Below are 12,568 nucleotides of genomic sequence, written 5' to 3' on the forward strand. Positions count from 1 at the left end.
ATGTCAGGGATCCACAAGGTCGCCGCCGTCCAGTTCGAGCCGACCATGTTCGAGAAGGAACGCAACGTCGCGCGCCTGCTCGAACTCTGCGAGCAGGCCGCGGCCGCCGGTGCGAGGCTCATCGTCACGCCGGAAATGGGGACGACCGGCTATTGCTGGTACGACCGTGCCGAGGTCGCGCCCTTCGTCGAGAAGATCCCGGGGCCGACCACCGACCGCTTTGCGGCGCTGGCCCGCAAGCATGATTGCTACATCGTTGTCGGCATGCCCGAGGTCGACGAGGATGGCATCTACTTCAACGCGGCCGTCCTGATAGGGCCCGACGGCATCGTCGGTCGTCACCGCAAGACGCATCCTTATATCTCCGAGCCAAAATGGGCGGCGGCGGGCGATCTGCACAATCAGGTATTCGAGACGCCGGTCGGGCGCATTGCGCTGCTGATCTGCATGGACGTCCACTTCGTGGAAACGGCACGGCTGATGGCACTCGGCGGCGCCGACGTCATTTGCCACATCTCGAACTGGCTGGCCGAGCGCACGCCGGCGCCTTACTGGATCAGCCGAGCCTTCGAGAACGGCTGCTATGTCATCGAAAGCAATCGATGGGGGCTCGAGCGCACGGTGCAGTTCAGCGGTGGGAGCTGTGTGATCGCGCCGGACGGGCAGGTGATTGCCGTGCTCGACAAGGGCGATGGAATCTTGCTCTCCGAGATCGATCTCGATGCCGCGCGCGCGCGCCGTGTGCTCGGCGAGGCCGTGTTCGCGCAGCGACGGCCGGAGCTCTATCCGGAACTGCTCACCGACACCTTCAGCTGGAATCCACGCGACTTCTTCGGCCTCTACGAGCACGAGCCCTGGCCGCCCGGAAAGACCTCGCGGGTCAGCGTCGCGCAATTTGCACCTGTCGATGACGTCGTTCAAAATCTACGGCAGATCGAAGCGCAGGCGCGGGCGGCCAAGGAAGAAGGCGCCGAACTTGTCGTCTTCCCGGAACTGGCGGTGACGGGCCTGGCCGATCCCGCGAAATCGGCGCAGCCGATACCGGGACCCGCGACAGACAGCCTGCGCAGCATCGCAGGCGAGTTCGGTATCTATCTTGTCTGTGGTCTGGCTGAGCGTGACGGAGATGTGCTCCACAACAGCGCATGCCTCGTCGCGCCTGACGGAAAGATATCGGTTTATCGCAAGACGCACCTCGCGGCTGACGAGAGAAGCTGGGCAACCGCCGGTGACGGATGGACCGTCGTCGACACGCCGATCGGCCGCATCGGGCTGTTGATCGGCCACGACGCATCGTTTCCGGAAGCGGGGCGGGTGCTCGCACTTCGCGGCTGCGATCTCATCGTCTGCCCCGCGGCGATCAAGGGGCGCTTCAGCTCGTCGCACGCGGGCACGGAGGTAATCCAGCCGGTCTTTATTCCGACGGGAGCCGATCCGCACCACTGGCATCACTTCCGGGTGCGCGCTGGCGAGAACAACGTCTTCCTCGCCTTCGCCAATGTCATCGATCCCGAGCGCGGCTATCCCGGTCTGAGCGGCGTGTTCGGGCCGGACACATTCGAATTTCCGCGCCGGGAAGCGATCGTCGCCAACGGCACAGGCCTTGCCACGGCGCTGGTCGACACCGGCAATCTCGACAGCGTCTATCCGACCAACGTGGTGCGGCGAAAGGACCTGGTCTCGATGCGCATGCCGCACAGCTATCGCGGCCTGGTCAAGGCGGCTGCGAGCAACTACTGATCCGGCGGCGAATGCGATCGACGGAGCTAAACAAAGAAGAGGAAACCGACCATGGATCTCGGACTCAAGGGCGCCAAAGTTCTCGTCACCGGCAGCACCAAGGGCATCGGCCGCGCGATCGCTGAAACGTTTGCGGCAGAAGGCGCCAACGTTGGTGTGTGCTCCCGCAATCAGGCCGAGGTTGAGAGCACGGTCGCCGCGCTGGAGGCCAAGGGCGTCGCGGCCTATGGCGGTTCGGTCGATGTCTCCGACGCAGCCGGGCTGAAGGCTTGGGTCGGCGATATGGCGGCCAAGCTTGGTGGCATCGACGTCGTCGTCGCCAATGTCAGTGCGCTCGCGATAGGGCAGGACGACGAAAGCTGGGAAAAGGAATTCTCGACCGATATGATGGGCACGGTCCGGTTGGTGAACGCTGCCATGCCTTATCTGGAGAAGAGCGGTGCCGGCGCAATCGTCACCATATCGAGCGTCTCAGGGCGCGAGGTCGATTTCGCGGCCGGTCCCTACGGTACCTTCAAGGCGGCGATCATCCACTACACCCAGGGCCTCGCCAACCAGCTTGCCGGCAAAGGTATCCGCGCCAACACAGTCTCGCCGGGCAATACCTATTTTGAGGGCGGGGTCTGGAACGTGATCAAGGACAACAATCCCGAACTCTATAAGACCGCGCTGGCGCTCAATCCGACGGGGCGGATGGGTACGCCGCAGGAGATGGCTAACGCAGCGGTGTTTCTCGCCAGCCGCGCGGCGAGCTTCATCACGGGGACAAATCTCGTCGTCGACGGTGCCTTGACGCGCGGGGTGCAGTTCTAGGTGCGCCCTCGTGAGCCGCGATTTCGTCCGACCGGGACGACATGAGTGATCACATCGGCTCGATGCCGATCTTCCTGATGATCCCGGCCCATTTCGTGGTTTCCGAGGCCATGAAGTCCTTCAGGCTCTGCGGGTCGAGCACCAGCGGCTCGACGCCCTGCTCGACGAAGAGGACGCGCACGTGGGTAATCTCGGTGCCCGTGAGCTGCTCGAAATAGGCAGCCGCCAGGTGCTACGAGAGCCGACGCCGACCGTGCCGTAGTTCAGCTCCCTTGGGTGCGCCTTGGCGTAGTTTCTTGATCGAAAGCTCGGACCAGTCCTACCAAGGCTGGACCCGAATCCGCTCTTGGCCCATCTTAAGCTGACACCGGCGACCTTCGCCGGCCATCCAACAGCTCACCTCTAGACAATGGACAGAGATCATCCCCCAAGCAAGCGCGTATCCCTTGCCGGGATGCGTATCGACCGGACGTCGGCTGTGCCGCTGCACTTGCAGATTGCGGCCCATATTCGGGACTGCATTTTGCGCGGCATCTTTCCGGCCGGAACGCAATTTCTGGGCTCGCGCGAGGTTGCGCGGGAATTGGGCTGCTCGCGCACGGTGGTGTTGACCGCCTGGGATCTGCTCTACGCGGAGGGGTACCTTGAATCGACGCCGCGCGGCAGCGTCATGGTGGCATCCGTCGCGGCGCCGCATGCGGAGCCGCCTTCGACCGTATCGCTGGGCGTCGAACCGGCCCACATGTCGGAACGCTGGCGCTCGCTGCTCGCCTCGAGCTACGAGACCAACTGGCCATCGGAGTTCAGCCCGGGCGCGCCCGACATTTCGAGCTTTCCGTTCAAGGATTGGTCGCGCTTGCTGCGTCAGAGCTGGCAGAACCCGAGAGAACAGGAGTGCCTCGATCTTGCCCCTGAAGGCCATCCGCGGCTGCGTAGTGAGATCGCGAACTTCCTCGGCGCGGTGCGCGGGCTCGTTTGCTCTCCGGAGGAGGTTGTCGTCACATCCGGTACTTCGGGCGCGCTGGATTTTTGCAGCCGGATGATCCTCGATCCCGGCGACGAGGTCTGGGTCGAGGAGCCTGGCTTCGTCGAGGCCCGCTGGGCACTCACGGCGGCCGGCGCGAAGCTGGTTCCTGTTCCCGTCGATGACAAGGGGCTGGTCGTCTCGGAGGGAATCCGGCGCGCGCCAGGCGCTAGGCTGATCGTGGTCACGCCGTCGCATCAATATCCGCTCGGGGTCAGCATGAGGCTGGAGCGGCGTCTCGAGCTTCTCGACTGGGCCAACAAGAACGACGTCTGGGTGATCGAGGACGACTACAATTCGGAGTTCAGGCATCAGGACAGCATGATCGCGTCGTTACGTTCGCTCGATCGCGAGGGACGGGTGATCTATTTCGGCACCTTCTCGAAGATCATGATGCCGAGCCTGCGGCTCGGCTACATCGTCGCCAACTGGCACTTCATCGATGGGTTCTCGAAGGGCCGCGCGCGGATTGACGTGCACACTTCCGGCATCGGACAACTCGCTTTGGCCGAATTCATGCGCGAGGGGCACCTGCTGCGGCATCTGCGGGGAATGCGGCGGATCTACGCCGCGCGTCGAAAGGCGCTGATCGATGCGATCGCAGCGCTGATGCCGGACGATCTGACCGTGTCCTCCGCCGTCACCGGGCTGCACCTGGTAGCGCTGTTTACCGACGCAATGCAGGCGCGGATGAGCGACCGCGAGGCGGCCGGAGTCCTGAAGCTGGCCGACATCCATGTGCAGCCATTGTCGCAGAATTTCCTGGAGCAGCCGACGCGGCAAGGTCTGGTGTTCGGCTACGGACGGCTGCGCGTGGAGGATGCGGCTTCACTGCTTGCGAGAATCGCGGCTTGTATCGGCAGCGGCTCCCACAATGCATCAACCGATGCGGCAATAGTCCCAGGCGGTGCTCGCACAATAAAGAGAGGCTGAGCCGACGTCTGTGCATAGCTCATAGGCATCCGAATAGTTTCAGAGGACCCGAGAGCGCCTGCAAATTAGCCAAACGATCTGGATGTCCTCGATCGCACTGCAGCAGATGATGCGACTTGATGATGACTTGCACCGAAAAAACTGCGCTGCAGTGCACTTATCTCGCGTGAAACCGTTTTTCGTTCGTGTGCCCTTTGCGCGGGCATGGCTGCACAAAAACGTGCAGTCTATGCCGCGCCGTGCGACGTCGGCCGCTTGCTGGTCTAGAGGTTTGCGACAAGTCTGGCTCTATCCCGAGCCGACCGCTCTGTCGCACGCTCTCCAATGGTGGCATGACAGGGGATGCATGATGATCGCTTTCGGTTCGACGTTGGAAGTCGCGGTGGAGGGGGACGACCCCGCGTCCGGTTCGGACGTCATGCGTAGCTGATCCTGCACATGAGCGATTCCGACAGTCACTGGGAAGTCGGCACCGATATCGGCGGCACCTTCACCGACATCATCGCGATCCGGCGTGATTCCTCGGAGGCGCGGATCGCGAAGGTGCCGTCACGCCCGCAGGCTCCCGTTCAGGCGATGCTCGAAGCCATCGAGGCGGTGGGCTTGCGCAAGAGCGAGGTCAAGCGCTTCGTCCACGGCACCACGCGTGTCACCAACGCCATCGTCGAGGGCCGGCTGCCGAAGGTGGCGCTGGTCGCGACCGAAGGATTTGCCGATGTGCTCGAGATCGCGCGCTATCGCCGCCGCGATCTCTACCGTCTCGACATCCCGCCGAAATCGCCTCCGCTGGTGCCGCCGGACCTATGCTTCGGCCTCGCCGAGCGTCTCGATCACGAGGGGCGGGTGCTGAAGGCGCTGGATACGGCGGAAATCGAGCGTCTGGTGGCGTGGCTGAAGCAGACCGGCGTGCAGAGCGTCGCGGTGGCCCTGCTTCACGCCTATGCCAATCCGGTGCACGAAAAAATGCTCCACGAGCGCCTCAACGACGTCGTGGCCCACGTCTCGCTGTCGCACGAGGTCAATCCCGAGGCGCGCGAATACGAACGAACCTCGGCGACTGTGTTCAACGCGGCCGCCATGCCGATCGCGGTGGAATATCTCAGCGAGCTGGAGCAGCGGCTGCCAATCGGCCCCGGCTTGCAGGTATTTCATTCGGCTGGCGCCATGATCCCGATCTCGGCCGTGAAGCGGCGACCGCTGGTGATGGCGATGTCGGGTCCGGCGGCCGGCGTCTCGGCGTCCGTCAGCGTCGCACGCCAGCTCGGCGCGTCGCGGATACTGACCTTCGACATGGGGGGCACCACGACCGACGTGTGCCTGATCGTCGACGGCCAGGCCGAGATGACCGATGGCCGCATGCTCGGCGACAAGCCGCTGCGCCAGCCGATGCTCGCGGTTCATTCCATCGGGGCGGGCGGTGGATCGATCGTGCGCAATGGCCCCGGCGGCCTGACGGTCGGGCCTGAGAGCGCAGGTTCCGAGCCGGGGCCGGCCTGCTACGGCGGCGGAGGGACCGAGCCGACGATCACCGACGCCAACGCCGTGCTCGGTTATCTCAACCCCGAGACCAGGCTCGGCGCTCGGATCGGGATCGACATCAAGGCCGCTACGCGCGTAATCGAGCCGATCGCTCGTGCCTTGGGACTGAGTTTGACCGAAATGGCGCTCGGCATCATCAAGGTGGCGAACGCGACGATGGCCCGCGCGCTCCGGCGCGTTACGGTCGAGCGTGGTGTCGACGGGCGCGATTGCACGCTGCTGGCCTTCGGCGGTGGCGGCCCCATGCATGCCGCGGGCCTTGCCGATCTCTACGGGATTGAATCGATCGTAGTGCCGAGCGCATCGAGCGCGTTTTCTGCGCTCGGCTGCCTCACCGCCGATTTCAGTTTCCTCCAACAAAATACCTTGCGCGCCGCCCTCGACGGCATCGATCTCGCTCGCGTATCCGACCGGATCTGGACATTGATCGACGATGCGTCGGCGCCGCTCATTGCCAACGGTGTCGCGAAGGCGGAGATCGAGGTCGAACTGGTGGCGCTGATGCGCTACGCGGCGCAGAACGACGCCATTCCGGTGCCGTTCACGCTGCCGCTCGACCTGAACCGGCTGAAGAAGGACTTTTTGGCGCGGCATCACGAACTCTTCGGCTATGCGACCAACGAGAGCTGCGTCATCGAATCGGTGCGAGTGCAGGCGCGCCGCCCATCGACGACGGTCGTGAGTCGGCCGGCGACAGCAGTGAGGACGACATCTACGGGCCGCCGCGTCTGCTCATTCGACGGATTTCACGAGATTGCGACTGCGATCATCGACCGCGCCGCGGTGTCCGACGTGGTCAACGGTCCCGCGATCATCGAAGACGCATGGTCGACGGTGGTGGTGCCGCCCGGCTGGCAGGCGAAGCCCGATGTCGGCGGTAATCGGTTCCTGACGCGGGGGACGACATGAAGCTCGATCCGTTTGTCGTCGAAGTGATCCGGCACGGGCTCTCCGCCGCGGCCGAGGAGATGAGCCTGGTGATGACACGCTCGGCGCGTTCGCCGCTGCTGCGGGAGGCTGGCGATCTCTTGTCGGCCATCACCGACGGTCGCGGCGGTCTGGTCGGGCAGGGCCGCGACATCCCGATCCATCTCGGCGCGATGGCCTACACGATTCCCGAACTGCTGAAGGTGGTGCCGGCCGACAGCCTGAACGACGGCGACGTGCTGATCTACAATCTCGGCGCGCTCGGCGGTAATCATCTCAACGACGTCAAGGTCGTGCGTCCCGTCTTCGTCGACGGCGAGATCGTGGCTTTTGCGGTCAGCCTGGCGCACTGGCCCGACATCGGCGGCACCTGGCCCGGCAGTTATTTTGCCAAGGCCATCGACACGTTCCAGGAAGCGATGCGCATTCCGCCAGTGCTGATCGCGACAGCCGCCGGCGTCAGCGCGCCGATCATGCAGCTCCTCAAGGCCAATGTCAGGGATCCCGAGGCCTGTGAGGGCGATCTCCTCGCCCAGATCGCGGCGACCAAAGCCGGCGAGCGGCGCATCGTCGAGCTCTGCCGCGAGCACGGCAAGCCGGTCCTCATGGCAGCGCAGTCGCGCCTGCATGATCTCTCGGAAATCGAGATGCGCGAGGCGCTCCGCGCGCTGCCGGACGGCGTCTACGAGGGTGAGGATTTTCTCGACGACGGCAGCGCCAACGACGCGCCGGCGCGGATCCACGTCAAGATCACCATCGTCGGCGACGAGGCGACCTTCGACCTGTCCGGAAGCTGCGATCGCGTCTCCAATTTCTGCAACACGACGCCGTTCATCGCGCGCTCGGCGGTGGCCTATGCTGCGCGCATCATGAGCGGCCGCGACATGCAGCAGAACGCGGGCGCGCTGCGGCCTTTGACCATCGTCACGCGCCCCGGCTCGATCCTTGAGCCGGGCTGGAATGCTTCGGTTGCCGCCGGCAACCACGAGACCTCGATGCGGATCGTCGATGCGATCTTCCGCGCCATGCAGCACACAATTCCGCAGCGCCTGTCGGCGGGCGGCGCGACCACTGCGGGCGTGCTGTTCTTCGCCGAGCCCCGGCAAGATGGTTCGTGGAAGATGCTCTACGAGGTTCACGGCGGCGGCGAAGGCGCGCGGCATGATCGGCCGGGCGTATCGGCGACCCGGGTGCATCTGGCCAACACCTCGAACACGCCCGCCGAAGTGATCGAGGCGAACTACGCAATCCGTGTCGAGCAGCAGGCCATTCGCCGCCATTCGGGCGGGGCGGGGGCACATAGGGGCGGCGACGGCGTGGTTCGCGCCTACCGCATTCTGGCACCATCGATGCACCTGACGACCTGCATCGAGCGGATGGTGATTCCGCCGTTCGGGATGCAGGGCGGCGAGCCCGGCAAGCCTTGCCGCGTGTCGTTGATCAGGCAGGGCGCGAACGTGGCGATAGACGGCAAATCGAACCTCGTGTTGCAGCACGGCGATCTCGTCACCATCGAGAGCTGCGGCGGTGGCGGTTACGGCGCCGAGGCCACGGAATGAAGGGACTGCGATGAGCAATTTGTTGCGAACCGGGCTGAATGCGGGCGAAAGTGCGCCAATGACCGTGGTCGGCGGCGAGGGCGTCTACTTTCACCTTGCGGACGGCCGCCGGCTCATCGACGGCAGCAACACTGGCGGTGGCTTGGGACATCGTCATCCCGCGATGGTGGAGGCGATCCGTCGCGCGGCGGATACGCCAGTCGTGAACGAAGGCTGGACCTGGGTCGGGCGCGAGCAGGCCGCCGACGATCTGATGGCCACCGCGTTCAAGGGCGAAGAAGATTGGGTCGGCGCAGTCCGTTTCTGCATCAGCGGCAGCGAGGCCAACGACATGGCGTTGTCGCTGTGCCAGGCTTTGACGCAGCGGCCCGCGCTTGCGACGCGCGAACGCGCCTATCACGGCCTCACGGGCCTGTCGCGCTGCATGACCGTCCAACCGCAATGGCATGGTGGGCTTGCGGTACATGCCGGCGGTTCGCAGCGGCCGGCGCCGATGGCGCCGGTGCGAATCCTGCCGGCGCCGGACGGCGCGATCTATGGCGCGCCGGCCAACAATGCGCCCCCAAGCGAATATCTGGCGGACGCCACGCATCTGCTCTCGGACACGGCTGCGACGATCATCGACTACACGCAAGGCGGAATCTATTACGACGGCACGTATCAGGACGAGGTGGCGCGTTGCGCGCGGCAGGCCGGCTCATATTGGATCGCGGACGAGGTCGTCACCGGCGCAGGCCGCGCTGGCCGCTGGTTCGCATTTCAAGGGACCACGAGCCGCCCCGATATCGTGACGCTCGGAAAGTCGCTCGGCGGTGGCGCGGCCGCGGTCGCTGCAGTTGTGGTCTCGAAGTCGATCGTCGATCGGCTCAACGGTACAAGCTGGCAGAATTACGGCACGCTGCGCGGCCATCCCATTAGCATGGCCGCCGTCAGCGCTTACCTGAAGGTCGTCACCGAAGAGAAGATTCTGGAGCACGTCCGCAGTCTCGAAAAGCTGTTCACCCGTCGTTTGCTTGCGATCGCGCAGAAGCATCCGAGCGTGCAGCGCGTGGCCGGGCAGGGGCTGCACTGGACGGTGGAACTGCACGGTCCGGATTGGCGCTCCTGGCATGCCGACACGACCGAGGTGCCGATTGCATCTCGCGTCGCGACGCGGGCGCTGGAGGCCGGCGTGGTGATCGGGACCAGCGGAGAACAGACGTCGCTGTTCCTCGCGCCGCCGCTCGTGATCTCCGAGCATGAGGCTGAATGGCTTCTGGACGCACTCGACCACGGCCTGGACATTGCCGACGAGGAGCACGGGTGAGCGCGGACCACGTAACGAACGCAACGCTGCGCCGGTCACCGAATTGGCCGCCGAACGAACCCTGGCATCTCGCGCTGCCGGAGGGAACCCTCTACGACGCGCTAGCGCGGGCCGCACGTGATCGGCCCACGCATCCGGCGACGGTGTTTTACGGCGCGAGCCTGAGCTATTCCGAGCTGCGCGACCGGGTCGATGCCATGGCCGGCTTCCTGCAAAGCGTTTGCGGAGTAAAGCGCGGCGATCGCGTCATGATCGCCCTTCAGAATTCACCGCAATATGTCATCGCCTATTATGCGGTGATGCGGGCGGACGCCGTGATCGTGCCCGTCAACCCCATGAACAAGACGGCCGAGATCGCGTATCTAGCCGCAGACAGCGGCGCCCGGACCGCGATCATCGGCAGCGAGCTGAATACGGTGATGGCCCCGCTGGTGGGCGGGGCCATCGCCCACGCAATCGTTGCGCAGTATCGCGACGAAGTTCCGGCCGCCACGCCCTATACGCTGCCGCCGTGCGTGAACGAAGCGCCGTCTGACGTGTCGTCATTGCCGGGCTGGCATTCCTGGTCATCCTCGATCGCGCAGGGCTTGCGGCCTGGTGCGATGAGCGCGGGGCCGGGAGATCTGATGATCCTGCCCTATACCTCGGGGACGACCGGGAAACCCAAGGCGTGCATGCACAGCCATCGCAGCGCGTTGTTCACCGCGGTCTTGCAGGCGCGCTGGTACAGGCTCGACGGCAGCGACGTGATGACGGGCTTCATGCCGCTGTTTCACGTCGCGGGCATGCAGGGTTCGATGAATGCGGCGGTCGTGGCCGGCGCAACGTTGCTGTTGATGGCGCGCTGGGACAAGGATCTGCTGCCGGATCTGTTCGAGACCTATGGCGTGACGTTCTGGAATGCCGCGCCGACCATGATCGTGGACGTCCTCGCAAGCGCCCGGTTCCGCAATCGGTGCTTTGCCAGGCTCAAAGTTTTGACGGGTGGCGGTGCCGCGATGCCGACGGCCGTGGCTGAGCGGCTGAAAGGACGGTTCGGCCTCGATTTCGTCGAGGGTTACGGCATGACCGAGACCATGTCGCCCACACACCTTAACCCCATGGCTGCACCGAAGCGGCAATGCCTTGGCATTGCCGTGCATGAGACCGACGCGAGGATCATCGATGCGGAGAGTCTGGCTGAGCTCGACGACAACGTCGTCGGCGAGATCGTCGTGCATGGTCCGCAGGTGCTGCAAGGCTACTGGAACAGGCCGCAAGCCGATGCCGAGGCGTTCATCGAGATCGCGGGCAAGCGGTTCCTGCGCACGGGTGATCTCGGCTACCGCGATGCTGACGGTTATTTCTTCGCGGTCGACCGGCTGAAGCGGATGATCAATGTCAGCGGCTTCAAGGTGTGGCCCGCCGAGGTGGAGACGGCCATGTACCAGAACCGCGCCATCAGGGAATGCTGCATCGTCTCGGCGCCGGATAATTATCGCGGCGAGACCGTCAAGGCGCTGGTGGTGCTGGATGATGCGGCGCGAGCGACGACGTCTCCGGACGATGTCATGAGTTGGGCGCGCGGCGCGATGGCGAGCTACAAGGCGCCGCGCGCTGTCGTCTTCGTCGATCAGTTGCCGCGGACCGCGAGCAACAAGATCAATTGGCGGCTTTTGCAGGACGCCGAATGGGGACGGACGGCATGAGAGCTGTCGGACTGGAAAAGCGGTTCGAGGCTGCGTTATGCTGCCGGCGCCAGCACGTCGTTGAATCTATGACTTCGCCCAAGGGATCACCAGGAAACCGCTGATGCGTATCGTCAATGCTGCCGCCGCCCAGATGGGCCCGATTCAGAAAGCCGACAGCCGCGAGGCCGTGGTCAAACGCATGATCGCGCTGATGGACGAGGCCAAGGCCAAAGGCGCCGACCTGATCGTCTATCCGGAACTGGCACTGACGACGTTCTTCCCGCGCTGGTACATGGAGGACCGGGCAGAGGCTGACACCTGGTTCGAGCGCGAGATGCCGAACGCGGCGACGAAACCGCTGTTCGAGCGCGCGGCGCAGCACCAGATGGCGATGAATTTCGGCTATGCGGAGCTGACGCCGGACGGCCATCACTTCAACTCCTCGATCCTCACCGACAAGTCCGGCAAGATCGTCGGCAAATATCGCAAGATTCACCTTCCAGGTCATGTGGAGTTCGACACCAAGCGCTCGCACCAGCACCTGGAAAAACGCTATTTCGAGCCGGGCGATCTCGGCTTCAAGGTCTGGCGCGCGCTGGGCGGCATCATCGGCATGGCCATCTGCAACGACCGGCGCTGGCCCGAGACCTATCGCGTCATGGGCTTGCAGGGCGTCGAGATGGTGGTGATCGGCTACAACACGCCGTCCGTCAACGCGGAGAAGAGCGAGGAGGGCGTCGAGAAACGCCTGTTTCACAACCGCCTCTCCGTGCAGGCCGGCGCCTATCAGAATGCGACCTGGGTCATCGCGGTGGCCAAGGCCGGCGTCGAGGATGGACACCCGCTGTTCGGCGGCAGCCTGATCGTCGACCCCAACGGCGAAATCGTTGCCGAGGCGAAGACGGAAGAGGATGAAGTCCTGGTTCATCCTTGCGATCTCGATGCCACCATTTTCGGCAAGACCACGATCTTCAACTTCGCGCAGCACCGTCGCATCGAGCATTATGGCCTGATCACCAGCCGCACCGGCGCGGTGCCGCCGCCGGAAGTATAGGAA

Annotated in this window: 9 protein-coding genes; 8 read left to right on the forward strand and 1 reads right to left on the reverse strand. The window is 64.5% G+C overall.

From position 1 onward, the window contains the following. On the forward strand, nt 1–1,740 hold the full coding sequence (locus IVB18_RS19335; protein WP_247990586.1) for a nitrilase-related carbon-nitrogen hydrolase: 1,740 nt from the start codon (nt 1–3) through the stop codon (nt 1,738–1,740). Nucleotides 1,741–1,791: 51 nt separating this feature from the next. Beyond that, complete coding sequence (locus tag IVB18_RS19340; RefSeq protein WP_247990587.1) at nt 1,792–2,553, forward strand: SDR family NAD(P)-dependent oxidoreductase; 762 nt, start codon at nt 1,792–1,794, stop codon at nt 2,551–2,553. Between the two features lie 49 nt (nt 2,554–2,602). Here the strand turns inward: IVB18_RS19340 and IVB18_RS19345 are convergent, their stop codons facing one another. After that, nucleotides 2,603–2,734, reverse strand: a complete 132-nt coding sequence (locus IVB18_RS19345; RefSeq protein WP_247990588.1) for a tripartite tricarboxylate transporter substrate binding protein — start codon at nt 2,732–2,734, stop codon at nt 2,603–2,605. 297 nt (nt 2,735–3,031) lie between these two features. Here IVB18_RS19345 and IVB18_RS19350 point away from each other — a divergent pair, with 297 nt between their 5' ends. From IVB18_RS19350 to IVB18_RS19375, 6 genes are all read left to right on the forward strand, one after another. Further along, entirely contained in the window at nt 3,032–4,510 is a 1,479-nt protein-coding gene (locus tag IVB18_RS19350; protein WP_247990589.1) for a PLP-dependent aminotransferase family protein, read from the forward strand. A gap of 438 nt (nt 4,511–4,948) precedes the next feature. Continuing rightward, nucleotides 4,949–6,958, forward strand: a complete 2,010-nt coding sequence (locus tag IVB18_RS19355; protein ID WP_247990590.1) for a hydantoinase/oxoprolinase family protein — start codon at nt 4,949–4,951, stop codon at nt 6,956–6,958. Next, a complete protein-coding gene (locus IVB18_RS19360) occupies nt 6,955–8,535 on the forward strand; it encodes a hydantoinase B/oxoprolinase family protein (protein ID WP_247990591.1) in 1,581 nt (526 codons plus the stop codon). The genes IVB18_RS19355 and IVB18_RS19360 overlap by 4 nt, the downstream gene beginning before the upstream one ends. A 10-nt stretch (nt 8,536–8,545) precedes the next feature. Next, on the forward strand, nt 8,546–9,841 hold the full coding sequence (locus IVB18_RS19365) for an aminotransferase class III-fold pyridoxal phosphate-dependent enzyme (protein ID WP_247990592.1): 1,296 nt from the start codon (nt 8,546–8,548) through the stop codon (nt 9,839–9,841). Continuing rightward, nucleotides 9,838–11,529 (forward strand): long-chain-fatty-acid--CoA ligase, encoded by a 1,692-nt coding sequence (locus tag IVB18_RS19370; RefSeq protein ID WP_247990593.1) that lies wholly within the window; start codon nt 9,838–9,840, stop codon nt 11,527–11,529. Before IVB18_RS19365 ends, IVB18_RS19370 begins: the two co-directional genes overlap by 4 nt. 103 nt (nt 11,530–11,632) lie before the next feature. Next, complete coding sequence (locus tag IVB18_RS19375; protein WP_247990594.1) at nt 11,633–12,565, forward strand: N-carbamoyl-D-amino-acid hydrolase; 933 nt, start codon at nt 11,633–11,635, stop codon at nt 12,563–12,565. Nucleotides 12,566–12,568: the final 3 nt, after the last annotated feature.

The organism is Bradyrhizobium sp. 186, from assembly GCF_023101685.1.
GTDB lineage: Bacteria > Pseudomonadota > Alphaproteobacteria > Rhizobiales > Xanthobacteraceae > Bradyrhizobium.